23 protein-coding genes are annotated in these 25,632 nt (G+C 62.0%); 2 read left to right on the plus strand and 21 right to left on the minus strand.

What is annotated here, in order from left to right; all coding sequences use genetic code 11:
- Nucleotides 1-98 precede the first annotated feature (98 nt).
- Both J4P02_RS26525 and J4P02_RS26530 read right to left on the minus strand, forming a co-directional pair.
- Nucleotides 99-848: a UDP-2,3-diacylglucosamine diphosphatase gene (locus J4P02_RS26525; RefSeq protein WP_426195935.1), complete on the minus strand. Its 750-nt coding sequence runs from the start codon at nt 846-848 to the stop codon at nt 99-101.
- Nucleotides 845-1,348 (minus strand): peptidylprolyl isomerase, encoded by a 504-nt coding sequence (locus tag J4P02_RS26530; RefSeq protein WP_426195937.1) that lies wholly within the window; start codon nt 1,346-1,348, stop codon nt 845-847. Before J4P02_RS26530 ends, J4P02_RS26525 begins: the two co-directional genes overlap by 4 nt.
- A 269-nt stretch (nt 1,349-1,617) precedes the next feature.
- On the opposite strand from J4P02_RS26530, the gene J4P02_RS26535 reads away from it, so the two are divergent.
- Nucleotides 1,618-3,315: a glutamine--tRNA ligase/YqeY domain fusion protein gene (locus J4P02_RS26535; RefSeq protein WP_426195939.1), complete on the plus strand. Its 1,698-nt coding sequence runs from the start codon at nt 1,618-1,620 to the stop codon at nt 3,313-3,315.
- Between the two features lie 18 nt (nt 3,316-3,333).
- Nucleotides 3,334-4,716, plus strand: a complete 1,383-nt coding sequence (gene cysS / locus J4P02_RS26540) for a cysteine--tRNA ligase (protein WP_426195941.1) — start codon at nt 3,334-3,336, stop codon at nt 4,714-4,716.
- A gap of 70 nt (nt 4,717-4,786) precedes the next feature.
- On the opposite strand, the gene J4P02_RS26545 is transcribed toward cysS, so the two are convergent.
- The 19 genes from J4P02_RS26545 to J4P02_RS26635 form a co-directional block, all read right to left on the minus strand.
- Nucleotides 4,787-5,101, minus strand: a complete 315-nt coding sequence (locus tag J4P02_RS26545; protein WP_426195943.1) for a helix-turn-helix domain-containing protein — start codon at nt 5,099-5,101, stop codon at nt 4,787-4,789.
- The gene (locus J4P02_RS26550) at nt 5,091-5,441 is read right to left on the minus strand and encodes a toxin (RefSeq protein WP_426195945.1); all 351 of its coding nucleotides are present in this window, start codon (nt 5,439-5,441) and stop codon (nt 5,091-5,093) included. The genes J4P02_RS26545 and J4P02_RS26550 overlap by 11 nt, the downstream gene beginning before the upstream one ends.
- A gap of 238 nt (nt 5,442-5,679) precedes the next feature.
- The gene (gene nuoN, locus J4P02_RS26555; protein ID WP_426195947.1) at nt 5,680-7,143 is read right to left on the minus strand and encodes an NADH-quinone oxidoreductase subunit NuoN; all 1,464 of its coding nucleotides are present in this window, start codon (nt 7,141-7,143) and stop codon (nt 5,680-5,682) included.
- Between the two features lie 7 nt (nt 7,144-7,150).
- Nucleotides 7,151-8,683: an NADH-quinone oxidoreductase subunit M gene (gene nuoM, locus J4P02_RS26560; RefSeq protein ID WP_426195949.1), complete on the minus strand. Its 1,533-nt coding sequence runs from the start codon at nt 8,681-8,683 to the stop codon at nt 7,151-7,153.
- A 39-nt stretch (nt 8,684-8,722) separates the two neighbouring features.
- Nucleotides 8,723-10,576, minus strand: a complete 1,854-nt coding sequence (nuoL, locus tag J4P02_RS26565; RefSeq protein ID WP_426195951.1) for an NADH-quinone oxidoreductase subunit L — start codon at nt 10,574-10,576, stop codon at nt 8,723-8,725.
- Nucleotides 10,573-10,896, minus strand: coding sequence for an NADH-quinone oxidoreductase subunit NuoK (nuoK, locus tag J4P02_RS26570; protein ID WP_016964784.1), 324 nt, complete (start codon nt 10,894-10,896; stop codon nt 10,573-10,575). The genes nuoL and nuoK overlap by 4 nt, the downstream gene beginning before the upstream one ends.
- A 4-nt stretch (nt 10,897-10,900) precedes the next feature.
- On the minus strand, nt 10,901-11,401 hold the full coding sequence (gene nuoJ, locus J4P02_RS26575; protein ID WP_233322023.1) for an NADH-quinone oxidoreductase subunit J: 501 nt from the start codon (nt 11,399-11,401) through the stop codon (nt 10,901-10,903).
- A gap of 9 nt (nt 11,402-11,410) precedes the next feature.
- Nucleotides 11,411-11,959, minus strand: coding sequence for an NADH-quinone oxidoreductase subunit NuoI (gene nuoI / locus J4P02_RS26580; protein ID WP_221610035.1), 549 nt, complete (start codon nt 11,957-11,959; stop codon nt 11,411-11,413).
- Between the two features lie 11 nt (nt 11,960-11,970).
- Complete coding sequence (gene nuoH / locus J4P02_RS26585) at nt 11,971-12,978, minus strand: NADH-quinone oxidoreductase subunit NuoH (RefSeq protein WP_426195954.1); 1,008 nt, start codon at nt 12,976-12,978, stop codon at nt 11,971-11,973.
- Nucleotides 12,975-15,689, minus strand: a complete 2,715-nt coding sequence (nuoG, locus tag J4P02_RS26590) for an NADH-quinone oxidoreductase subunit NuoG (RefSeq protein WP_426195956.1) — start codon at nt 15,687-15,689, stop codon at nt 12,975-12,977. The genes nuoH and nuoG overlap by 4 nt, the downstream gene beginning before the upstream one ends.
- Before the next feature lie 137 nt (nt 15,690-15,826).
- Entirely contained in the window at nt 15,827-17,182 is a 1,356-nt protein-coding gene (gene nuoF, locus J4P02_RS26595; protein ID WP_426195958.1) for an NADH-quinone oxidoreductase subunit NuoF, read from the minus strand.
- On the minus strand, nt 17,179-17,676 hold the full coding sequence (gene nuoE, locus J4P02_RS26600; protein WP_426195960.1) for an NADH-quinone oxidoreductase subunit NuoE: 498 nt from the start codon (nt 17,674-17,676) through the stop codon (nt 17,179-17,181). The genes nuoF and nuoE overlap by 4 nt, the downstream gene beginning before the upstream one ends.
- A 2-nt stretch (nt 17,677-17,678) precedes the next feature.
- On the minus strand, nt 17,679-19,460 hold the full coding sequence (gene nuoC, locus J4P02_RS26605; RefSeq protein WP_426195962.1) for an NADH-quinone oxidoreductase subunit C/D: 1,782 nt from the start codon (nt 19,458-19,460) through the stop codon (nt 17,679-17,681).
- 71 nt (nt 19,461-19,531) lie between these two features.
- Entirely contained in the window at nt 19,532-20,206 is a 675-nt protein-coding gene (locus J4P02_RS26610; RefSeq protein ID WP_426195964.1) for a NuoB/complex I 20 kDa subunit family protein, read from the minus strand.
- 10 nt (nt 20,207-20,216) lie between these two features.
- On the minus strand, nt 20,217-20,630 hold the full coding sequence (locus tag J4P02_RS26615; protein ID WP_011062185.1) for an NADH-quinone oxidoreductase subunit A: 414 nt from the start codon (nt 20,628-20,630) through the stop codon (nt 20,217-20,219).
- A 605-nt stretch (nt 20,631-21,235) separates the two neighbouring features.
- The gene (gene aceA, locus J4P02_RS26620; protein WP_025126589.1) at nt 21,236-22,561 is read right to left on the minus strand and encodes an isocitrate lyase; all 1,326 of its coding nucleotides are present in this window, start codon (nt 22,559-22,561) and stop codon (nt 21,236-21,238) included.
- A gap of 502 nt (nt 22,562-23,063) precedes the next feature.
- Complete coding sequence (locus tag J4P02_RS26625; RefSeq protein WP_426195967.1) at nt 23,064-23,819, minus strand: secretin N-terminal domain-containing protein; 756 nt, start codon at nt 23,817-23,819, stop codon at nt 23,064-23,066.
- A 165-nt stretch (nt 23,820-23,984) separates the two neighbouring features.
- Complete coding sequence (locus tag J4P02_RS26630; protein WP_426195969.1) at nt 23,985-24,407, minus strand: GNAT family N-acetyltransferase; 423 nt, start codon at nt 24,405-24,407, stop codon at nt 23,985-23,987.
- Nucleotides 24,400-25,566: a JmjC domain-containing protein gene (locus tag J4P02_RS26635; RefSeq protein ID WP_426195971.1), complete on the minus strand. Its 1,167-nt coding sequence runs from the start codon at nt 25,564-25,566 to the stop codon at nt 24,400-24,402. Before J4P02_RS26635 ends, J4P02_RS26630 begins: the two co-directional genes overlap by 8 nt.
- Nucleotides 25,567-25,632: the final 66 nt, after the last annotated feature.

Raw genomic sequence — 25,632 nt, forward strand, 5'->3', positions numbered from 1 at the left:
GCCCTCAAGCCTGTCGGCGCGTTGTGTCTGATACACCGCGCCGGCAGGTTCTACGGGGCTGCGCCCCGAGCGGGAGCAAGCTCCCTCGCCACAAGGGGCTACTGGCTGGGCAGTGCCAGCTGGGTCGGCAGGAAATCGAACGCCGCCAGCTGGAAGCCCTGTTCGTCCACCTGCAACGCCCAGCCCTGGCGATCCCAGTCCCCCAGCACGATGCGCTTGGCGGCTTGCTCGCCAATCTGCAACTTGTGAATCGCCGGGCGGTGGGTATGGCCGTGCACCAGGGTCTGCACCTGATGCTGTTGCATCACCCGTGGCACCTCGTCGGGGGTCACGTCGACAATGTCGTTGGCCTTCATCCGGGTCTGGGCGCGGCTTTCGTTGCGCAACTTGCGCGCCAGTTTGCGCCGCGTGCCCAGGGGCAGGTGGCGCAGAATCCACAGGCTCAGCGGGTTACGCAGGTAACGGCGCATGCGCATGTAGGCTTCGTCACGGGTGCACAGGCTGTCGCCATGCATCAGCAGCACCGGTTCGCCATAGCAGTCGATGACGCTGGGGTCCTTGAGCAGGGTGGCGCCCGCCGCCTTGCAGAAGGCCTGGCCGAGCATGAAGTCGCGATTGCCATGCATCAGGAAGATCTGCGTACCGCTGTCGCTGAGCTCGCGCAGTGCCTGGCAAATGGAAAGCTGGTAGGGGGTCATGGCATCGTCGCCGATCCATACCTCGAAGAAGTCCCCGAGGATGTACAGCGCCTCGGCGGCGCGGGCGCGCCCACCGAGCAAATCCAGAAACGCCCGGGTGATGTCCGGGCGTTCCTCTTCCAGATGCAGATCTGAAATCAGCAGTATCACTCAATGATCTCGGCTTTCTCGATGATCACGTCTTCTGCCGGTACATCCTGGTGGCCGGATTTCATGGTGGTGGCCACGCCCTTGATCTTGTCGACCACTTCGGTGCCGGCGATCACTTTGCCGAATACCGCGTAGCCCCAGCCCTGCACGGTCTTGCCGCTGTGGTTGAGGAAGCTGTTGTCGGTGACGTTGATGAAGAACTGCGCGGAGGCCGAATGCGGCTCCATGGTACGGGCCATGGCGACGGTGTACTTGTCGTTGGAAAGGCCGTTGTCCGCTTCGTTCTGGATGCTTGGACGCTTGTCTTTCTTTTCTTTCATGCCAGGTTCGAAGCCGCCGCCCTGGATCATGAAGTTACCGATGACGCGGTGAAATACGGTGTTTTCATAGTGACCGGCTTTCACGTATTCGACGAAGTTGGCCACGGTCAACGGGGCTTTCTCGGCGTTCAGTTCCAGCACGATCTCGCCGTGGTTGGTGGTCAGTTTGACTTGGGTCATGGTCGGTACTCTTTATAAGGAAAAGCGTTTTCAAGAAAATCCGGGGTCTGGGGCACGCATGCAACCCGAACCGATTTGGCCATTGTGCAGCCAAGGAGCGCAGTTTAGCGTGACAGCTGCGAATTTCGAGGCTGTTTTTTAACGTGGCCGGCATTAATAGCCGCAGTTTTAAAGCTGCGCTCTGTCAGGCACTTGGCAGCATCGGCTATGATATCCGTTTTGATTTGCCAGGCCGCACCCGGCCGCACACTTGTACGTTCAAGGATCCTATGAGCAAGCCCACTGTCGACCCTACCTCGAATTCCAAGACTGGACCGGCCGTGCCGGTCAACTTCCTGCGCCCGATCATCCAGGCGGACCTGGACTCGGGTAAGCACACACAGATCGTGACCCGTTTCCCGCCGGAGCCCAACGGCTACCTGCACATCGGTCACGCCAAGTCGATCTGCGTGAACTTCGGTCTGGCCCAGGAATTCGGCGGCGTCACCCACCTGCGTTTCGACGACACCAACCCGGCCAAGGAAGACCAGGAATACATCGACGCCATCGAGCGCGACGTCAAGTGGCTGGGCTTCGAGTGGTCCGGTGAAGTGCGCTATGCCTCGCAGTACTTCGACCAGCTGCACGACTGGGCCGTGGAGCTGATCAAGGCGGGCAAGGCCTATGTCTGCGACCTGACCCCTGAACAAGCCAAGGAATACCGCGGCAGCCTCACCGAGCCGGGCAAGAACAGCCCGTTCCGCGAGCGTTCGGTAGAAGAGAACCTGGACTGGTTCGCCCGCATGCGTGCCGGCGAGTTCCCGGATGGCGCACGGGTACTGCGGGCCAAGATCGACATGGCCTCGCCGAACATGAACCTGCGCGACCCGATCATGTACCGCATCCGCCACGCCCATCACCACCAGACCGGCGACACCTGGTGCATCTACCCCAACTACGACTTCACCCACGGTCAGTCGGATGCCATCGAAGGCATCACCCATTCGATCTGCACCCTGGAGTTCGAAAGCCACCGTCCGCTGTACGAATGGTTCCTCGAGCACCTGCCGGTACCGGCCAACCCGCGCCAGTACGAGTTCAGCCGCCTGAACCTGAACTACACCATCACCAGCAAGCGCAAGCTCAAGCAATTGGTGGATGAACAGCACGTGAATGGCTGGGACGACCCGCGCATGTCGACCCTGTCGGGCTTCCGTCGTCGCGGCTACACGCCGAAATCCATCCGCAACTTCTGCGAAATGATCGGCACCAACCGTTCCGACGGCGTGGTGGACTTCGGCATGCTGGAATTCAGCATCCGTGACGATCTGGACCACAGCGCCCCGCGCGCCATGTGCGTGCTGCGTCCGTTGAAGGTGGTGATCACCAACTACCCGGAAGGCCAGGTCGAGAACCTCGAACTGCCGTGCCACCCCAAGGAAGACATGGGCGTGCGCGTACTGCCCTTCGCCCGTGAGATCTACATCGACCGTGACGACTTCATGGAAGAGCCGCCAAAAGGCTACAAGCGCCTGGAACCGGCCGGTGAAGTGCGCCTGCGTGGCAGCTACGTGATCCGCGCCGACGAGGCGATCAAGGACGCTGACGGCAATATCGTCGAGCTGCGCTGCTCCTACGATCCGGACACCCTGGGCAAGAACCCCGAAGGCCGCAAGGTCAAGGGCGTGATCCACTGGGTGCCGGCCGCCGCCAGCGTCGAGTGCGAAGTGCGTCTGTACGATCGCCTGTTCCGTTCGCCGAACCCGGAAAAGGCCGAGGACAGCGCCAGCTTCCTGGACAACATCAACCCTGACTCCCTGCAAGTGCTCACTGGTTGTCGTGCCGAACCCTCGCTGGGCAACGCACAGCCGGAGGACCGTTTCCAGTTCGAGCGCGAAGGCTACTTCTGCGCGGATATCAAGGACTCGAAACCAGGTGCCCCGGTATTCAACCGTACCGTGACCCTGCGCGACTCCTGGGGTCAGTGATTCAGTCAAGGAACTAACGTGCTAAAGATCTACAACACGCTCACCAAGAGCAAAGAAGTCTTCAAGCCGCTGGATGGCAACAAGGTGCGCATGTACGTGTGCGGCATGACCGTGTACGACTACTGCCACATCGGCCATGGCCGCAGCATGGTGGCCTTCGACCTGGTGACCCGCTGGCTGCGCTTCAGCGGCTACGACCTGACCTATGTGCGCAACATCACCGACATCGAAGACAAGATCATCAATCGGGCCAACGAGCGGGGCATCCCCTTCGAGAAGTTGACCGAGGAAATGATCACCGCGATGCACGAGGACGAGGCACGCCTCAATATCCTCAAGCCGGATATGGAACCGCGGGCCACGGATCATATTCCGGGCATGCTGAACATGATCCAGACCCTGATCGACAAGGGTTACGCCTACGCCCCGGGCAATGGTGACGTGTACTACCGCGTGGCCAAGTTCATGGGCTACGGCAAGCTGTCGCGCAAGAAGATCGAAGACCTGCGCATCGGTGCACGGATCGAGGTCGACGAATCCAAGCAGGACCCGCTGGACTTCGTCCTGTGGAAAGGCACCAAGCCGGGCGAGCCCAGCTGGCCATCGCCGTGGGGCGAGGGTCGTCCGGGCTGGCATATCGAGTGCTCGGTGATGTCCACCTGCTGCCTGGGCGAGACCTTCGACATCCACGGCGGCGGCAGCGACCTGGAGTTCCCGCACCACGAGAACGAGATCGCCCAGAGCGAGGCCGCCACCGGCAAGACCTACGCCAACGCCTGGATGCATTGCGGGATGATCCGCATCAATGGCGAGAAGATGTCCAAGTCCTTGAACAACTTCTTCACCATTCGCGACGTGCTCGCCAAGTACCATCCGGAAGTGGTGCGTTACCTGCTGGTGGCCAGCCATTACCGCAGCGCGATCAACTACTCGGAAGACAACCTCAAGGACGCCAAGGGCGCCCTGGAGCGTTTCTACCATGCCCTCAAGGGCCTGCCGCAAGTGGCTCCGGCCGGTGGCGAAGCCTTTGTCGAGCGTTTCACCGAGGTGATGAACGACGACTTCGGTACGCCGGAAGCCTGCGCCGTGCTGTTCGAGATGGTGCGTGAGATCAACCGCCTGCGCGACAGCGATATCGATGCGGCGGCCGGTCTGGCCGCTCGTTTGAAAGAGCTGGCCAGCGTGCTGGGCGTACTGCAGCTGGAGGCCGACGACTTCCTGCAGGCCGGTGCTGAAGGTCGGGTCGATGCGGCAGAGGTCGAGGCGCTGATCCAGGCGCGTCTGGCTGCTCGGGCCAACAAGGACTGGGCCGAGTCCGACCGTATCCGCGACCAGATCACTGCCATGGGCGTGATCCTGGAAGACGGCAAGGGCGGCACCACCTGGCGCCTGGCTGATTGAGCCGGCATTGAGCCAACAAAAAACCCGCCTGGTGCGGGTTTTTTGTTGCCTGCTGAAAACCTCAGGGCGATCAGGCCAGCGAAGCCAGGCGCTCCACGGTATCGGGGTAGCGCTGCACCAGGCGCATCAGGGTGGTGGCCTGGGCATTGGGGGTGGCACGGCCCTGTTCCCAGTTTTCCAGGGTGCGGGTGTTGGTGCGCAGGTACATGGCGAACACCGAGCGCGAGAGATTGAGGTGCTGACGGATGCTCATCACCTCGGCGGCGGTGATGGGGGGCAGCTTCGCCAGTTTCACCTTGTGGCTGCGCAGGGTGATCTTGCCCTGGCGTTCCTGGGTCAGGGCCTCGAGGCCCTCGACCAGTTCGGAAAAGACGTCACGTTTCATAAGCTTTTCTGGCCTCGATTTCATACTCCAGCAGTTGTTTGAGTCGTTGTCGCTGCTGCGGCTGCAGGTCGTCCATCTGGTCCTTGTCGAACAGGGTGAAGAGCCAGAACTGCGCAGCCCCGGACCACCAGTAGTAAATCACCCGCAGCCCACCGCGCTTGCCCTTGTGGCGTCGGTCATCGACAAAGCGCATCTTGCGCAAGCCGCCGGTGCCCTGGATCAGGTCACCCGCATGGGGGTGGCGCAGCAATTCGATCTGCAGTTCGCAGAACAACTCATCGTCAAGGAAGTCCTTTCGGTGTCGTTGAAATGCCGGTAACTCGATAAACAGAGCATTCATTTCATACGCTTCCTACGTATAGGCTGGTGGATGCCAGGCCTTTGGTCAAGTGCCGTTGGGCATGGCGTTTGATCTGCTTCGAGTTTATCCGTGCGGCCGTGGGCTGGATGTCAGACTGGGTCGATGGGTGAAGAAGGGCGATTCCGAGTTGTGCCGGGGAAGAGGGGAGGGCGGGGGCAGAAATGCAAAACGGCACCCGAGGGTGCCGTTCTGTGTGTTGCGCTTGACGCTTGGGTGATCAGCCCGCCAGGCCGGAGTGCTGAACCAGGTTCAGCAGCGGCTGTGGGTAGACGCCGAGGAAGAACGCCAGCACCGCGATAGCCAGCAGCATCACGCCACCGGCTTTCTGTTCCCAGTGCAGCTGGGCATCGACGCGACGCAGGTTCGGCTCGATCAGGTAAAGGGTGACCATCACGCGCAGGTAGTAGAAGACGCCGATGGCGCTGCCCATTACCAGGGAACCGACCAGCCACCATTGGTGGGCTTCGACACCGGTGGCGATGATGTAGAACTTGCCGATAAAGCCCGCGGTCAGCGGGATACCGGCCAGGGACAGCATCATCACGGTGAGTACGGCGGTCAGGTACGGACGGCGCCAGAACAGGCCGCGGTACTCGTACAGCGCGTCGGCGTCACGGCCCTTGTACGGCGAGGACATCAGAGTGATCACGCCGAAGGCGCCGAGGCTGGTGATCACGTAGGTGACCAGGTACACGCCGATGGCTTCCATGGCCAGACCCTTGCTCGCCACCAGGGCGATCAGCAGGTAGCCGAAGTGGGCGATGGAGGAGTAACCCAGCAGGCGCTTGAGGTTGCTCTGGGTCAGCGCCAACAGGTTGCCCACCAGGATCGAGGCAATGGCGATCACCGTCAGCACGTTGCTCAGCACGCCGCTGCTGGCCACGGGCGACAGCTGGAACAGACGCACCAGCACCGCGAACACCGCCACCTTGCTGGCGGTGGCCAAGAAGGCCGCCACCGGCGCCGGGGCCCCTTCGTAGACGTCCGGGGTCCACAGGTGGAAAGGCACCAGGGACAGCTTGAACGCCAGACCGATCAGCATCATGCCCAGGCCCAGCTGGGCCAGCGGGCTTGGCAGGCCGGTGGCCGCCAGGGCCTGGCCGATGCCGCTGAAGCTCAGGCTGCCGGCTTCGGCGTAGAGCAGGGCCATGCCGAACAACAGGAAGCCGGAACCGGCAGCCGACAGCACCATGTACTTGATGCCGGCTTCCAGCGAGCGCTTGTTGAAGAAGGCATAGGCCACCAGGCCGTAGACCGGTACCGAGAGCAGTTCCAGGCCGATGAACAGGCCGGCCAGGTTCTGCGCGCTGACCAGCACCAGGCCACCGGCGGCGGCCAGCAGAATCAGCAGGTACAGCTCTTCACGGTTGCCCGGGTAACCGCTGCCACCATCGCCCAGGTAGGCGTGGGCCAGGGTGACGCAGGCCAGGGTGGCCACCAGGATCAGGGCCATGTAGAGGCAGGCGAACTGGTCGATCTGCAGCAGCGGGGTGACCGCCAGGGGTGCCACTTTCAGCACCGGGAAGATCGACAGCAACGCCAGGTTCAGACCCGCCACCGACAGCAGGAAGGTCTGGGAGTGGTTGCGCCGCCAGGCGATCGCCAACATCACCACCACAAGGGTGGCGCTGGTGATCAACAGCGGCGCCAGGGCGATAAAGTGTTGAATCGTAAAGTCCATAGCGCTCTTACCGGGCCGAAGCGAGTTGAGTGAAGGCGGTGCTGAGCCATTGCTGCACGCCATGCATGGTGGCGGCAGAGGTATCGAGGAACGGTTGCGGGTACACGCCGATGTAGATCAGCAGCACCGCCAGTCCCAGCACCATGATCAGTTCGCGAGCGTCCATGCCGTGCAGCACGGCATCCGACTTGGACGGACCGAAATAGGCACGGTGGATCATGATCAGCGAGTAGACCGAGCCGAACACCAGGCCGGACGTCGCGATGGCGATGGTCCAAGGCGCGCTGGCGAAGGTGCCGATCAGGATCAGGAACTCGCCGACGAAGTTGCCGGTGCCCGGCAGGCCCAGGGAGGCGGCTGCGAAGAACAGGCTGATGGCCGGCAGGTAGGCGATCTTCGACCACAGGCCGCCCATTTCACGCATGTCGCGGGTATGGGTGCGCTCGTACAACTGGCCGCTGAGGATAAACAGTGCGGCTGCCGAAACACCGTGGGCCAGCATCTGGATCACTGCGCCCTGCAGGGCCAGCTGGCTGCCGGAGTAGATGCCGATCAGCACGAAGCCCATGTGGGACACGCTGGAGAAGGCGATCAGGCGCTTGATGTCGGTCTGCGCGAATGCCAGGAAGGCACCGTAGAAGATCCCCACCAGACCCAGGGTCATGGCGATGGGTGCGAACTCTGCCGAAGCGTTGGGGAACAGTGGCAGGGCGAAACGCAGCAGGCCGTAGGCCGCAGTCTTCAGCAGGATACCGGCCAGGTCCACGGAACCGGCAGTCGGTGCCTGGGCGTGAGCGTCAGGCAGCCAGGAGTGGAACGGCACCACCGGCAGCTTCACCGCGAAGGCGATGAAGAAGCCCAGCATCAGGATGTATTCCACGGTGGTGGACATCTTGGTCTTCAGCAACTGGGCGTAATCGAAGGTGATCACCCCAGTGTTGTTGAAGTTCACCAGCACCAGGCCAAGGATCGCCACCAGCATGATCAGGCCGGAAGCCTGAGTGAAGATGAAGAACTTGGTGGCCGCATAGATCCGGGTTTTCTTGCCGTCTGCCGAGCTGTGACCCCAGAGCGCGATGAGGAAGTACATCGGCACCAGCATCATTTCCCAGAAGAAGAAGAACATGAACAGGTCGAGGGCGAGGAACACGCCGACCACACCGCCCAGGATCCACATCAGGTTCAGGTGGAAGAAGCCCACGTGACGCTGGATCTCTTTCCAGGAGCAGAGTACCGAGAGAATACCCAGCAGGCCGGTGAGCAGGATCATCAACAGCGACAGGCCATCGAGGGCCAGGTGCACGTTGATGCCAAAACGCTCGATCCAGACATGCTTGAACTCAAGAGCCCAAGTCGGATCGGCGCCAGGCGCCGGAGCAAATGAGTAGTTACCCTGGGCCCACAGCCAGAGGCCGAGGGCGAGTTCCAGAGTCATGGTCAACAGCGCAATCCAGCGCGGGAGGGTGGCGCCGAAGCGCTCAGCCATCCAGCACAGCAGGCCGCCGATAAAGGGGATCAGGATTAGCCAAGGCAGAATCATGACGGGCTCAATTCCTTTCGCAAGTTCGCAAGGTTCATATCAGACCGCTACCAGCACAATGGCGCCGACAACCAGCACGGCACCGGCTGCCATCGAGGCGGCGTACCAACGCAGTTGACCGGTCTCGGTACGGCTCAGGGAGTTGTGGCCCCCCTTGGCCATACGCGGGATCAAACCTATGGTCTGATCGAGCGGGTCCTTGCGCAGTACATGGCTGATGGCCAGGTATGGCTTGACGAACAGTTTGTCGTAGATCCAGTCGAAGCCCCAGGCGGCGAACCACCAGGCCGAGAGCAGACGCCCGATGCCGCTGTTGGCGATGGCGGTCACTGCGCGACGCTTGCCAAGGAACAACAGGGCGGCCAGCAGGATACCGGCCAGGGCAATGGCGCCCGAGGCGATTTCCAGGCTGTGCTTGGCTTCGCCACCGGCATGCCCGGCGCTCAGCGGCAGCACGCCATGCAGGGGCGGAGTGATCAGCGCGCCGATGCCGGTGGAGAGCACGATCAGCACCACCAGCGGCAGCCAGTGGGAGATGCCGTGGCCGGCGTGGGCTTCGGTCTTGGCTTCACCGTGGAAGGTGATGAAGATCAGGCGGAAGGTGTACAGCGAGGTCATGAACGCACCCACCAGGCCGGCGTACAGCAGGCCGTGGTTGCCGCTGGCGAAGGCTTCCCAGAGGATCTCGTCCTTGGAGTAGAAGCCCGCGGTCACCAGAGGCAGGGCCGCCAGGGCCGCACCACCGACGATGAAGCTGGCGTAGGCCAATGGCAGTTTCTTCCACAGACCGCCCATCTTGAAGATGTTCTGCTCGTGGTGGCAGGCAACGATCACCGCACCGGAGGCAAGGAACAGCAGGGCCTTGAAGAAGGCGTGGGTCATCAGGTGGAAGATCGCGCCGTCCCAGGCGCCAACGCCCAAGGCCATGAACATGTAGCCGATCTGGCTCATGGTGGAGTAGGCGAGGATGCGCTTGATGTCGGTCTGTACCAGGGCGGCAAAGCCGGCCAGGACCAAGGTCACGCCGCCCACCAGGCCCACCAGGTGCAGGACTTCCGGCGCCAGGGTGAACAGGCCGTGGGTACGGGCGATCAGGTAGACACCGGCGGTGACCATGGTTGCGGCGTGGATTAGTGCCGAAACCGGGGTCGGGCCAGCCATCGCGTCCGCCAGCCAGGTTTGCAGTGGCAGTTGCGCGGATTTACCCACGGCGCCACCCAGCAGCATCAGGGTCGCCAGGGTGATCCAGAAGTCGCCGGCCTGGAATTTCTGCGGTGCCAGCACCAGCAGTTCCTGGACGTTCAGCGTGCCCACCTGTTGGAACAGGATGAACAGGCCGATGGCCATGAACACGTCGCCGATCCGGGTGACGATAAAGGCCTTGAGTGCGGCGTTACCGTTGTTGCGGTTGCTGTAGTAGAAACCGATCAACAGGTAGGAGCACAGGCCCACGCCTTCCCAGCCGAAGTACAGGAACAACAGGTTATCGCCCAGCACCAGGAACAGCATGCTGGCGATAAACAGGTTGGTGTAGGCGAAGAACCGCGAGTAGCCGTCTTCACCGCGCATGTACCAGGAAGCGAACAGGTGGATCAGGAAGCCGACCCCCACCACAACGCCGAGCATGGTGATCGACAGGCCGTCGATGTACAGGGCGAAGTTGGGGGTGAAGCCCTCGACCGCCATCCACTGCCACAACACCAGGGTGTAGTGGCCGCCTTCAGGCGGTGCAACGTTGAATTGCCAGATCACGTAGGCAGCGACGATGGCCGACAGGCCAATGGAGCCGACGCCGATCAGGGCCGCGAGGTTTTCCGAGAGGCGTCCACGGGAGAACGACAGCAACAGGAAACCGATCAGGGGGAAGACGAAAGTCAGGAAGATAAGGTTCATCCGCGCATCTCACTGGCTGCATCGATATCGAGAGTGTGGAAGCGGCGGTACAGCTGCAGCAGGATCGCCAGGCCAATGCTGGCCTCGGCGGCTGCCAGGCTGATCACCAGGATGAACATCACTTGTCCATCCGGCTGCGCCCAACGGGCGCCCGCAACGATGAAGGCCAGTGCCGAGGCGTTCATCATCACTTCCAGGCTCATCAATACGAAGAGGATGTTACGGCGGACCATCAGGCCGACCAGACCGAGGCAGAACAGGATGCCGGCAACTGCCAGGCCATGTTCCATCGGGATAGTACCGAGAGGGATAGTAGGCATGGTATTACTCCTTCGCCTCGTTGCGGCCCAAGTGGAACGCCGTGACGGCTGCGGCAAGCAGCAGCATCGAGGCGAGTTCGACCACCAGCAGGTACGGGCCGAACAGGCTGATGCCCACGGCCTTGGCGCCAACGGTGGTTTGACCGATGCCGGCACCGCTCTGGTGGCTGAACAGTACGTACAGCAGTTCAGCCAACAGCAGCGCGGCGAGGATCACTGGGCCGATCCAGATGCCGGGCGTGAGCCAGATGCGCTCTTGCTGAGCCGCGGCCGGGCCGAGGTTGAGCATCATCACCACGAACACGAACAGCACCATGATGGCGCCGGCATAGGCGATCACTTCCAGGGCACCGGCGAACGGCGCGCCGAGGCTGAAGAAGGTCATGGCCACGGCGATCAACGAAATGATCAGGTAGAGCAGGGCGTGCACAGGGTTGGTGTTGGTGACCACGCGCAGCGTGGAAACAACGGCAACACCTGATGCGAAATAGAAAGCGAATTCCATCGTTCTTCCTTAAGGCAGCAAGCTCTTCACGTTGATCGGCTCGGCCTCGTTCTGCGCGGAGCCTTTTGGCTTACCGGCAATGGCCATACCTGCAACACGATAGAAGTTGTAATCAGGGTTCTTTCCGGGACCGGAGATCAGCAGATCTTCTTTCTCGTAAACCAGGTCCTGACGTTTGAACTCGGCCATCTCGAAATCCGGTGTCAGCTGGATCGCGGTGGTCGGACAGGCTTCCTCGCAGAGACCGCAGAAAATGCAGCGCGAGAAGTTGATGCGGAAGAAGTCCGGGTACCAGCGACCGTCTTCGGTTTCAGCTTTCTGCAGCGAGATGCAACCCACAGGGCAGGCTACGGCGCACAGGTTGCAGGCTACGCAACGCTCTTCGCCGTCGGGGTCGCGAGTCAGCACGATGCGGCCACGGTAGCGGGGTGGCAGGTACACCTGCTCTTCCGGGTATTGCAGGGTGTCGCGCTTGCGAAAGCCATGGCCGAACACCATCACCAGGCTGCGCAACTGGGTACCAGTACCCTTAACGATGTCGCCAATATATTTGAACATGGGTCAAATCCTCACTGAACCGCGCCCGCAGGCGTGTTCAACAACACAACCGCAGCGGTCACCAGCAAATTGATCAGGGTCAGCGGCAGGCAGAATTTCCAGCTGAAGTCCATCACTTGGTCATAGCGCGGGCGCGGGATAGAGGCGCGCAGCAGGATGAACAGCATGATGAAGAACGCGGTCTTCAGGGCGAACCAGACGAAGGACAGTTGCGGCAGGATGCCGAACGGACCGTGCCAGCCACCGAAGAACAGGGTGACCAGCAGTGCCGAGATCAGGATGATGCCGATGTACTCGCCTACGAAGAACATGCCCCATTTCATACCGGCGTATTCAATGTGGTAACCGTCGGCCAGTTCCTGTTCCGCTTCCGGCTGGTCGAAGGGGTGACGGTGAGTCACGGCCACGCCAGCGATGAAGAAGGTACAGAAGCCGAAGAACTGCGGAATGATGAACCACAGGTTCTGCGCCTGGTACTCGACGATGTCGCGCATGTTGAACGAACCGACCTGGGCCACGATGCCCATCAGCGCCAGGCCCATGAACACTTCGTAGGACACGGTCTGGGCCGAGGCCCGCAAGCTGCCCAGCAGGGCGAACTTGTTGTTACTCGACCAGCCGGCGAACAGCACCGCGTAGACCGACAGGCCGGCCATGGCGAAGAAGAACAGCAGGCCGATGTTCAGGTCCGCCACGCCCCAGGTCGGGGTGATCGGGATGATCGCGAAGGCGATCAGCAAGGCGCTCATGGCCACCACTGGCGCCAGGGTGAAGATCACCTTGTCGGCGAATGGTGGGGTCCAGTCTTCCTTGAAGAACATCTTCAGCATGTCGGCGGCAATCTGGAACATGCCGAACGGGCCAACGCGGTTCGGACCGTAACGGTCCTGCCACCAGCCCAGCAGGCGACGTTCGACGAAGCTCAGCAGCGCGCCGGCGATGACCACCGCCAGCAGGATCACCACGGCCTTGAGGACCGTGAGGATCACGTCGATCACTTCAGGGGTAAACCAACTCATTGCGCCGCCTCCTGCAGACCGTCAACGGATTTGCCAAAGAATGCCGGAGGAATCCCCGCCAGGCCGGCAGGCAAGCCCACCAGGCCGGCACCCAGCTCTTCGGTGACGCGCAGCGGCAGGCGCAGGGTCTGGCCAGCCAGGGTCACCGCCAGCAGGGCGCCATCGTTGACCCCCAGGCGATCGGCTTCGGACTTGGCCAGGGCCACGTAGGCGGCTGGAATGCGTTCCTGCACCGGAGCGGCTTTCGAGGAGTTTTCCTCGCTGCCGAACAGGTGGTAGAACGGCACTGCCTGCCAGGTGCCCTGGGCCGGGGAGAAGGCCCGCGGCACGCTGGCGAACCAGCTCAGGCGGTCGCCCTGGGTTTCGATCAGGCGAGCGCCCGGGTCGCCGGCACGCAGGTGGCCACCGACTTCGTCCTGGAACTTGTTCCAGGCTTGTGGCGAGTTCCAGCCCGGGGACCAGGCGAATGGCACTTGCGAACGCGGCTCGGCCGAGCCTGAGTAACCTTCCATGGAATAGGCGAAGGCGGTATCCGGGTCTTGCGGAGTACGCGGTTCGTGCACGCTCTGGTTGGCGCGCATGGCGGTACGGCCGCTGTAGCGCAGCGGTTCGCGGGCCAGTTTCATGCCCTTGATGCGGAACGCGGCGGAAGGCGCGGCATCGACGATGCTGGCCAGCTGTGCGGTGCTGGCGGCGCAGGCAGCGGTGACGTGGTCCAGTTGGGTCCAGTCCACCGGCTTGTTCAGCAGGGTGCTGCGCAGCGCATGCAGCCAGCGCCAGCCTTCGTGAACCATGATGCTGGCGTCGAGGTAGGTCGGATCGAAGACCTGGAAGAAGCGCTGGGCGCGACCTTCCTGGCTGACCAGGGTACCGTCGCCTTCGGCGAAGCTGGCCGCCGACAGCACCAGGTGCGCGCGTTCAACGGTGGCGGTCTGTTGGTGGTCGGCAACGATCACCACTTTCGCTGCGTTCAGCGCGGCATCCACCTTGGCGGCGTCGGTGCGGGTGTAGAGGTCGTTTTCCAGCACCACGATGGCGTCGGCACGGCCGTCGATCACTGCTTGCAGGGCGGCATCCAGGGATTCGCCACCGAGCATGGTCAGGCCCAGGCTGTTGGCCTCTGGCACCACCAGGCTGATGGAGCCGGCCTTGTCCCGCAGTTTCAGGGCCTTGGCAATGTTGGCCGCGGCTTCGATCAGTGCCTTGGAGCCCAGGGAAGTACCGGAAATGATCAGCGGGCGCTTGGCGGCCAGCAGGGCATCGGCGATGCGCTTGGCCAGTTCCAGGGCTTCGCTGTCCAGGCCTTCCACGGCAGGGGCGCTTGGGTCTATGGCGTGGGCCACGGCGAAACCGATGCGCGCCAGGTCGTCGGGAGCGGCGTGTACACACTCTTCGGCAACGTCGTCGAGCTTGGTGTCGGTCAGGCTGGCAATGAACAGCGGGTTCAGCGCGTGCTGGCCGATGTTCTTCACCGCAGCGTCGAGCCAAGGCTGGACGCGCATCGCATCGGCCATGTCCTCGGCCTTGCCCTTGACCGACTGACGCAGGGCCAGGGCCATGCGCGCGGCGGTCTGGGTCAGGTCTTCGCCCAACACGAACACGGCGTCGTGGTCTTCGATTTCACGCATGTTCGGAACCGGCAGCGGGCTGTCGTTCAGCACCTGCATCACCAGGCGAATGCGCTCTAGCTCGGAGGCTTCGATACCGCTGTAGAAGTGCTCGGCACCCACCAGCTCCAGCAGCGCGTAGTTGCTTTCCAGGCTGGCGCGGGGCGAACCGATACCGACGATGTTGCGACCGCGCAGCAGGTCGGCTGCTTGGTCCAGGGCCTGGTCCAGGTTCAGCTGGGTGCCGTCTGCCAGGCGTGGCTGGCGCGGACGGTCCTTGCGGTTGACGTAGCCATAGCCGAAGCGGCCACGGTCGCAGAGGAAGTACTGGTTCACCGAACCGTTGTAGCGGTTCTCGATGCGCCGCAGTTCGCCGTAGCGTTCGCCCGGGGAGATGTTGCAACCGCTGGAGCAGCCATGGCAGATGCTCGGCGAGAACTGCATGTCCCACTTGCGGTTGTAGCGCTCGGAGTGGGTCTTGTCGGTGAATACACCGGTCGGGCAGACCTCGGTGAGGTTGCCGGAGAACTCGCTTTCCAGCACGCCGTCTTCAACGCGACCGAAGTACACGTTGTCGTGGGCGCCATAGACACCCAGGTCGGTGCCGCCGGCGTAGTCCTTGTAGAAACGCACGCAGCGGTAGCAGGCGATGCAGCGGTTCATCTCGTGGGAAATGAACGGGCCGAGGTCCTGGTTCTGGTGGGTGCGCTTGGTGAAGCGATAGCGGCGCTCGTTGTGGCCGGTCATCACTGTCATGTCTTGCAGGTGGCAGTGACCGCCTTCCTCGCACACCGGGCAGTCGTGCGGGTGGTTGGTCATCAGCCACTCGACGACACTGGCGCGGAACGCCTTGGATTCTTCATCGTCGATGGAGATCCAGGTGTTGTCGGTGGCTGGGGTCATGCAGGACATGACGATGCGACCACGGGTGTCGTTCTCGTCGGTGTACTGCTTGACCGCGCACTGGCGACAGGCACCGACGCTACCTAGAGCGGGGTGCCAGCAGAAATACGGGATGTCGAGGCCTAGTGACAGACAAGCCTGTAACAGGTTGTCCGCCCCATCGACTTCGAGCGCTTTGCCGTCTACGTGGATAGTGGCCATGGTTCAAAGTTCTTCGTTGGCCCGGTGTCAGCGGGCGTGGCTAATGGAATCTTGTTATGCGTGCGAATCAACACAGCCGTTCACGGCGTCATCGCACGTCGAGCACAGGGCACGGACCCTGCGCTCTCATTTAAGCGTTACGCGCCGACTACTATCGGTCGGGCCAGAGGCGGGACGGCGGCGCTGGTGGGCGCGATGCCGGCTTCGAACTCTGGACGGAAATACTTGATGGCACTGCCCAAAGGCTCCACGGCACCCGGTGCGTGAGCACAGAAGGTCTTGCCTGGGCCGAGGAAACCCACCAGACCCAGCAGGGTCTCGATGTCGCCTGGCTGGCCTTCGCCCTTCTCGATGGCCATCAGCAGCTTGACGCTCCAGGGCAAGCCATCGCGGCACGGGGTGCAGAAACCGCAGGATTCGCGGGCGAAGAACTGCTCCATGTTGCGCAGCAGCGACACCATGTTGATGCTGTCGTCCACCGCCATGGCCAGGCCGGTACCCATGCGGGTGCCCACTTTGGCGATGCCGCCGGCGTACATCTGGGCGTCCAGGTGCTCGGGCAGCAGGAAGCCGGTACCGGCGCCGCCTGGCTGCCAGCACTTGAGCTTGTAGCCGTCGCGCATGCCGCCGGCGTAATCCTCGAACAGCTCGCGGGCGGTCACGCCAAATGGCAGCTCCCACAGGCCAGGGTTCTTCACCTTGCCGGAGAAGCCCATCAGCTTGGTGCCGTGGTCTTCGCTGCCTTCGCGGGCCAGGGATTTGTACCACTCCACGCCGTCGCCGATGATCGCCGGCACGTTGCACAGGGTTTCGACGTTGTTCACGCAGGTTGGCTTGCCCCACACGCCGACGGCGGCAGGGAAGGGCGGCTTGGAGCGCGGGTTGGCGCGGCGGCCTTCCAGGGAGTTGATCAGTGCGGTTTCTTCACCGCAGATGTAGCGCCCGGCACCGGTGTGCACGAACAGCTCGAAATCAAAACCGCTGCCCAGGATGTTCTTGCCCAGAAGGCCGGCGGCCTTGGCTTCTTCCACGGCGCGCCGCAGGTGCTTGGCGGCGGTGGTGTACTCGCCCCGCAGGAAGATGTAGCCGCGGTAGGTTTTCAGTGCACGGGCACTGATCAGCATGCCTTCGATCAGCAGATGGGGCAGTTGCTCCATCAGCATGCGGTCCTTCCAGGTGTTGGGTTCCATTTCATCCGCGTTGCACAGCAGGTAGCGGATGTTCATGGATTCGTCTTTGGGCATCAGGCCCCACTTCACGCCGGTGGGGAAGCCCGCACCGCCGCGACCCTTGAGGCCGGCATCCTTGACGGTTTGTACGATGTCGTCCTGGGACAAGTCGGCGAAGGCCTTGCGGGCCGCCGCGTAGCCGTTCTTGGCCTGGTACTCGTCAAGCCACACCGGCTCGCCGTCGTCACGCAGGCGCCAGGTCAGGGGGTGGGTTTCTGCGCTGCGCGCGATGCGGTTTGCAGGACCGAAAGAGGTCAGGGTCATACGTAGCCCTCCAACAGTTTGGCCACGCCAGCAGGCTGCACGTCGCCGAAAGTGTCGTCATCGATCATCAGCGCCGGGGCCTTGTCGCAGTTGCCCAGGCAGCACACCGGCAGCAGGGTGAAGCGGCCGTCGGCGGTGGTCTGGCCGAGGCCGATGCCCAACTCGCTCTGGATCTGGCCGACCACCGACTCATGGCCGCCGATGTAGCAGACCATGCTGTCGCAGACGCGGATGATGTGGCGGCCCACTGGCTGGCGGAAGATCTGGCTGTAGAACGTCGCCACGCCTTCCACGTCGCTGGCGGGAATGCCGAGGATCTCTCCGATGGCGTAGACCGCGCCGTCCGGCACCCAGCCTCGTTCCTTCTGGACGATCTTCAGGGCTTCGATGGACGCCGCGCGCGGGTCTTCGTAGTGATGCATCTCGTGCTCGATGGCCGAGCGCTCGGTTTCGCTGAGGGCGAAACGGTCTGTCTGGATAAGCGTGCTGTTCATGCTTAGCGGTCCACGTCGGCCATAACGAAGTCGATACTACCCAGGTACGCGATCAAGTCCGCGACCATGCTGCCTTTGATCACCGAAGGGATCTGCTGCAGGTGGGCGAAGCTTGGGGTACGGATCCGGGTGCGGTAGCTCATGGTGCCGCCATCGCTCGTCAGGTAATAACTGTTGATGCCCTTGGTCGCTTCGATCATCTGGAAGGATTCGTTGGCCGGCATCACCGGGCCCCACGAAACCTGCAGGAAGTGCGTGATCAAGGTTTCGATGTGCTGCAGGGTGCGCTCTTTCGGCGGCGGCGTGGTCAGCGGGTGATCCGCCTTGTACGGGCCTTCCGGCATGTTGCGCAGGCACTGGTCGATGATGCGGATACTCTGGCGCATCTCCTCGACGCGGACCATGCAGCGGTCATAGGCATCGCCGTTGTGGGCCAGCGGTACTTCGAACTCGAAGTTCTCGTAGCCGGAGTACGGGCGCGCCTTGCGCAGGTCGAAATCGCAACCGGTGGAGCGCAGGCCGGCACCGGTGGTGCCCCATTCCAGGGCTTCCTTGGTGTTGTAGGCGGCAACGCCGATGGTCCGACCCTTGAGGATGCTGTTCTGCAGGGCGGCCTTGGTGTACTCGTCGAGGCGCTTGGGCAGCCAGTCGACGAATTCCTTGACCAGCTTGTCCCAGCCGCGCGGCAGGTCGTGGGCCACACCGCCGATGCGGTACCAGGCCGGGTGCAGGCGGAAGCCGGTGATGGCCTCGATGACCTTGTAGGCGCGCTGACGGTCGGTGAAGGTGAAGAACACCGGGGTCATGGCGCCCACGTCCTGGATGTAGGTACCCAGGAACAGCAGGTGGCTGGTGATGCGGAAGAACTCGGCCAGCATGATGCGGATGGTGTCGACCTTCTCCGGCACCTTGATCCCGGCCAGCTTCTCCACCGACAGCACGTACGGCAGGTTGTTCATCACCCCGCCGAGGTAGTCGATACGGTCGGTGTAGGGGATGAAGCTGTGCCAGGACTGGCGCTCGGCCATCTTCTCGGCGCCACGGTGGTGGTAGCCGATGTCTGGTACGCAGTCGACGATCTCTTCGCCGTCCAGCTGCAGGATGATGCGGAAGGCACCGTGGGCCGAAGGGTGGTTCGGGCCCAGGTTGAGGAACATGTAGTCCTCGTTGGCGCCGGAACGCTTCATGCCCCAGTCTTCCGGACGGAAGCGCGCGGCTTCCTCTTCCAGTTGCTGCTTGGCCAGGTTCAGGCTGAACGGATCGAACTCGGTGGCGCGGGCCGGGAAGTCCTTGCGCAGCGGGTGACCTTCCCAGGTCGGCGGCATCATGATGCGCGACAGGTGAGGGTGGCCGGCGAAGTCGATGCCGAACATGTCCCAGACTTCACGCTCGTACCAGTTGGCGTTGGGCCAGATGCTGGTCACGGACGGCAGGTTGAGGTCGCCTTCGGACAGGGCCACCTTGATCATCACGTCGCTGTTACGTTCGATCGACAGCAGGTGATAGAAGACGCTGAAGTCGGCACTCGGCAGGCCCTGGCGCTTGGTGCGCAGGCGCTCGTCCACGCCATGCAGGTCATAGAGCATGACGTACGGCTTGGGCAGGTTGCGCAGGAAGGTCAGGACTTCAACGAGTTTGGAGCGGGTAACCCAGAGCACCGGCATGCCGGTGCGGGTGGCCTGGGCGGTGAACGCCTCAGGGCCAAAACGGTTAGTTAGTTCGACGACCACATCCTGGTCGTCAGCCTTGTAAGGCGGGATGTACAGAGCACTGCCTGTAGTCATGGTTTTTTATCGCTTTGGGTCAACGTAAAGAGTGAAGCCAGTGTCGTTTCTTGTTCAAGAACAGAGCTGGATCAGACTTCGTCAGGGCTGCGCAGGTTGGTGACCTGAATGCGCTGTTCGCGGCGCTGCTCCTTTTGCGACGGCATTTCGGCGCGGTACACGCCTTGATCACCGACGACCCAGGAAAGTGGGCGACGCTCCTGGCCAATGGATTCCTGCAGCAGCATCAGGCCTTGCAGGAATGCTTCAGGGCGGGGCGGGCAGCCAGGTACGTAGACGTCCACGGGCAGGAACTTGTCCACCCCCTGAACTACGGAGTAGATGTCGTACATGCCGCCGGAGTTGGCGCACGAACCCATGGAGATAACCCACTTGGGCTCGAGCATTTGCTCATAGAGACGCTGGATGATCGGCGCCATCTTGATGAAGCAGGTGCCGGCGATAACCATGAAGTCCGCCTGACGCGGCGATGCCCGGATCACCTCGGCGCCGAAGCGCGCGATGTCGTGGGGCGCCGTGAAGGCGGTGGTCATTTCCACGTAGCAGCAGGACAGGCCGAAGTTGTACGGCCACAGGGAGTTCTTGCGACCCCAGTTGACCGCGCCGCTCAGCACGTCTTCCAGCTTGCCCATGAAGATGTTTTTGTGAACCTGATCCTCTAACGGATCGGAAACGGTTTCCCGTTGGCCGATCGGGTACTGATCGTTAGGTGCATCCGGGTCGATCCTGGTGAGATTGTATTGCATTGCCAAAGCCTCATTGTTTTAGCTTCGCCTGCCGCTTACGACGACCTTCCGGAGCCCAGTCAAGAGCCCCCACTCGCCAAAGGTAGACAAGACCTGCCAACAGAATTGCTATGAAAACGAGAGCTTCGACAAATCCGGTCCAGCCGCTTTCGCGGACGGACACAGACCAGGCAAAGAGAAAGAGGGCTTCGATATCGAAGATCACGAAGAGCATCGCGACCAGATAGAATTTGGCTGAGAGCCGCAAGCGGGCGCCACCTGTAGGTAGCATGCCGGACTCGAACGGTTCGTTTTTGCTGCGGCCCCAGGCTTTTGACCCGAGGAGGCTGGAGACGCCGAGCATGAAGGCGCAAAGGCCGACGACACCCAGAAGGAAAATGGCAAAGCCCCAGTTGTGGGCCATGAGTCCTGTCGCTTCGGGCATGCTGGTAATCCTTAACAGAGAGCAAGAGTCTCTGAGCTTGATAAAGAAATAAAGCAGTGACGATATGTCGCAGCGCAATCAATCGCGCTGATTTTATGGCTAAACACCGGGCAAGTAAAATTTCTAAAGCGAAATTGTTTATCGTAATAAGGACATAGCGCACCTCTGTAGCCCCGTAAGCCGCGGCCTGCGGGCATTAGGGGCGGTTTTGTTAATTATGTTTTGTCACCGTTGCAACGAAAGTTACAACAGCTAAATGATAATCAATATTGTTTAGAGGTGGCTTTAATCTACTTTCCTTCGGGGCGTGGGAAAGTTGCTTGTTATATCCCTGTTACTGCAAGTAGCAGGGGCGCACCTTTTAACTCGTTTTGCCAGTGGCAACACCGCTCTGGATCAATGTTTCGCCAGCTTTCTGCTGGAAACCGGCTGGCCGGCGAATTTTGCCGGTGAGGCAGGGGCGTGCGCTTCCCCGGCAAGCCGGCTATCTGCAGATAGGCGGGCAAAAAAAACGCCCCGAACCAGTCGGGGCGTCAGTTTTACAGCAATGCAGTTGTTTTTACCGGGTCTGCATTGGCCGCTCGATCAAGGCCTGGGGCCTGGAATCAATGGAACTGCTCTTCTTCGGTGGAGCCGGTCAGGGCGGTTACCGAGGACGAACCACCCTGGATCACGGTGGTCATGTCGTCGAAGTAGCCGGTGCCCACTTCCTGCTGGTGCGCCACGAAGGTGTAGCCTTTTGCGGCGTCAGCGAACTCTTGCTCTTGCAGTTTCACGTAGGCGGTCATGTCGTTGCGGGCGTAGTCGTGCGCCAGGTTGAACATGCTGTGCCACATGTTGTGGATGCCGGCCAGGGTGATGAACTGGTGCTTGTAGCCCATGGCGGACAGCTCACGCTGGAACTTGGCGATGGTCGCGTCGTCCAGGTTCTTCTTCCAGTTGAAGGAAGGCGAGCAGTTGTACGAGAGGATCTGGTCCGGGTATTCCTTCTTGATCGCTTCGGCGAAGCGACGGGCTTCGTCCAGGTCCGGCTTGGCGGTTTCGCACCAGATCAGGTCGGCGTAAGGCGCGTAGGCCAGGCCGCGGGCAATCGCCTGGTCCAGGCCGGCTTTAACTTTGTAGAAGCCTTCCTGGGTGCGGGTGCCGGTCACGAACGGTTGGTCGTACGGGTCGCAGTCGGAGGTCAGCAGGTCGGCGGCGTTGGCGTCGGTACGGGCCAGGATGATGGTCGGTACGCCGGCAACGTCGGCCGCCAGACGGGCAGCGGTGAGTTTCTGCACGGCTTCCTGGGTGGGTACCAGTACCTTGCCGCCCATGTGGCCGCACTTCTTCACGGAAGCCAGCTGGTCTTCGAAGTGAACGCCGGCGGCGCCTGCTTCGATCATGCTCTTCATCAGCTCGTAGGCGTTCAGTACGCCGCCGAAACCGGCTTCGGCGTCAGCCACGATAGGCGCGAAGTAGTCGATGTAGCCGTCGTCGCCCGGGTTCTTGCCGGCTTTCCACTGGATCTGGTCGGCGCGGCGGAACGAGTTGTTGATGCGCTTGACCACGGTTGGCACCGAGTCCACCGGGTACAGCGATTGGTCGGGGTACATGGATTCGGCGGAGTTGTTGTCCGCGGCCACTTGCCAGCCCGACAGGTAAATAGCCTGGATACCGGCCTTGACCTGCTGTACAGCCTGGCCGCCGGTCAGGGCGCCCATGCAGTTGACGAAATCTTTCTCAGGGCGGAAGGACGGCTTGGCGCCTTGGGTGACCAGGTTCCAGAGCTTCTCGGCGCCCATGCGTGCCAGGGTGTGCTCGGGTTGAACCGAGCCACGCAGACGGACCACGTCGGCAGCGGAGTAAGTGCGAGTCACGCCTTTCCAGCGCGGGTTTTCCGCCCAGTCTTTTTCAAGGGCTGCAATTTGCTGTTCGCGTGTCAGTGCCATGGAGATAAACCTCGTCGCATAGGTCTTGGGTGGAAAATTCCTGCTCCGCCGCCTGCGCCGGTTGAAAAGAGGCGCGGGAGGCTGCTCGCTGACCAGAAGCCTAGGTGGTCAAGTCGGGTTCGGCGGTGATAGCGACGGGTGAACGATGGGCTCGGGGGAGAAAGTGAGCAGGTGAAGGCCAGCTGCAGGGCGCATTCGGGCGTCGTGGGCCTTAGTACGTTCCATCAGTGTGTTGCCGATCTACCTAATTACGCTTCCGTCCCTCGGGACAACTTCGTTCCAGTCGCAATCTCGTCAAACACACCTTGTGGGCGGTACAGACACGAATCGGCTCAGGTGGGTAGGTTAGAGCGACGATCCGAAGGCCCTTGCCAGGGCCCCTGATTAGCGGGAGCGAGGCCATCATGCCCGCGGTTTTTTTGCTCGTCAAATGTTTTGTAGTGCTTTTTTTATGGCACTACATCTTTGGTCTAATACGACTAATCAGTCAGTTTTTGGTGCTTTAGTCCAGGGCGTCGACCTTGACCCGCAAGGTCATGTCATCCCGTCCTTGAGTCGAATAGCTGCGGCCCAGGCCCTGCTTGTCGGCCTGAGTCTGGCGATTGACCCCGGCCAGGGTGATCCACTCGCCGAGGCGTCCGCTGACGGTTGTGTCGGTGCTTTGCACGTTCACTACATCGGGACGTTCCTGGCTCATGCGGTCACGATTGGTACTAATGCTCAGGTGCACGGTCTCGCCGGTGAGGCTGGCGGTGACATAGAAGCCCTGGGTGACATTGCGGTATTGGGTCTGGTTCTGCAGGCGTCCGTAGGGATCGGTCTGGGTGCTGGTCAGGGGCACGCTCTGGCCCACCTGGATCAGCGCCGGCACACCTTCGCTGGCCTGCACTTGCTGGATGCCGCCGTCGCGGCTCTCAGTGCTGCGATTGATGATCCGGGTTTGCGGCGCGCCGTTGACCGAGTAGCCCTGGTTGTCCTGGAAGTTGTTTTCGTTGGTGTCGACGGTGATCAGCAGGCGCTTGGCCGCGGTGTCGAGCTGGGCGATAAAGGCCCGCAGTTCGGCGATCCTGCCCGGTTCGGCGTTGACGATCAGCTGGTTGCCGTAGGCGCTGACCTTGCCGTCCTTGCCGAGAAAGTTCTGCGCCACGGGCAGCAGGTCGGCGCTGGTGCGGTTGTTCAGCGGCACGATCTCGGTAGCGGCCATCACCGAGCAGCTGAGGCCCAGCAGCAGGGTGGTGAGCAGGGTGCGTAGGGACATATCCGTTATCTCCGCGAATGGCTGGCGTAAGGCCTTGAGTTTGACACTTTGTCGGCTTGGCGTGGGGCAAGTTGAATCCCGCGCGGCAAAACGCCCCGGCATCCTGATCCCCTGCCGAGTTGACAGGGGAGGGATGGCGGGGCGTTTGGCTGAAGCGGCTAGGGATCAGGCGCCGCGAACCATGTCCACGTGAGGAATGCCTGCTTCGAGGAACTCCTCGCTGACGATGGCAAAGCCCAGGCGCTCGTAGAACGGTGTGGCCTGGACTTGCGCGCTGAGCATCTGCTGCTTGAGGCCGCGCTTTTGCGCTTCGTCGATGACGGCGCGCATCAGCGCATCGCCGACCTTGAGGCCGCGCCAGTCCTTGAGCACCGAGACCCGGCCGATATGACCGTCGGGCAGCAGGCGCGCGGTGCCGATGGGGAAGTCGCCCTCGAACGCCAGGAAGTGCACGGCGCCGTCGTCTTCGGCGTCCCACTCGAGCTCCGGCGGCACCGCTTGCTCGGCAATGAATACCGCTTCACGAATGCGCCGGATCTCGGCGTTGTCCTTGTGCCAGTCTGCGACCTCTACGCGAATCTTATTCATCGGCAAATCCCAGGCTCCCTTGCTTGACCAGTTCACACAACAGGCCGCGCCCATCGTCATCCGCCAGCCAGGGGCCGAGGTTGTCGATATGCAGGGCATCGGCGGCGCAAATCATTTTCAGCAGCTCACGCAGTTTACCGGGAAGCAGGCGGCTCTGGCCGCTGGCGAACAGCAGCAGGTCTTCGTCCACTTCCGACCAGGCCAGGCGCGCACTCGGGTTGCGGATCAGGATCGCGCCCTGTTCCAGGCTGCCCAGCAGGTCGTCTTCTTCCAGTTCAGGGCCTACCACCAGTTCCGGGTAACGCGGCTCGGTCATGAACTGGCCGAACCAGGTCAGCAGTAGGCGCTCGTCGCTCATGTGCTCGGCCAGCAGGCCCTTGAGGCGGTCCAGGGCGTCTTGCTGGATCTGGTGCGGGTCGCTGGCCGGCTGCACGTCGGCGTCGGTGTAGCGCTCTTCGTCCGGCAGGAACTGGCTGAGGAAGTCGGTGAAGTGGGTCAGCACTTCAGCTGCGCTTGGCGCGCGGAAGCCGACCGAGTAGGTCATGCAGTCGTTCACCGCAATGCCGTAATGGGCCAGGCGCGGTGGCAGGTAGAGCATGTCACCGGGCTCCAGCACCCAGCTCTCGGTTTCTTCGAACTCGGCGAGAATGCGCAGGTCCGCGTGTTGCAGCAGCGGGCTCTCGGCGTCGCACATCTGGCCGATCTTCCAGTTGCGCTTGCCGTGGCCCTGAAGCAGGAACACGTCGTAGTTGTCGAAGTGCGGGCCGACATTGCCGCCAGGTGCGGCGAAGCTGATCATCACATCGTCGATGCGCCAGCTGGGCAGGAAGCGGAAATGCTCCAGCAGCTCGGCGACTTCTGGCACGAACTGGTCGACGGCCTGCACCAAGAGGGTCCAGTCGCGCTCCGGCAGCTTGCTGAACTCGTCCTCGGCAAACGGGCCGCGACGCAGCTCCCAGGGGCGCTCGCCGTTCTCGATCACCAGGCGCGATTCGACTTCTTCTTCCAGGGCCAGGCCGGCCAGTTCGTCGGCGTCGATCGGGCTTTCGAAGTCTGGCATGGCCTGGCGCACCAGCAGGGGTTTCTTCTGCCAGTAGTCGCGCAGGAATTCCCGTGCAGTAAGGCCGCCCAGAAGTTGCAGAGGAGTATCAGGATTCATGTGTAACCTATTGAAAAATTGTACTTTTCGAGCATGAATAAAAACGCCCGGCGCGGCCGGGCGTCA

The organism is Pseudomonas sp. NFXW11 (assembly GCF_049887815.1).
GTDB lineage: Bacteria > Pseudomonadota > Gammaproteobacteria > Pseudomonadales > Pseudomonadaceae > Aquipseudomonas.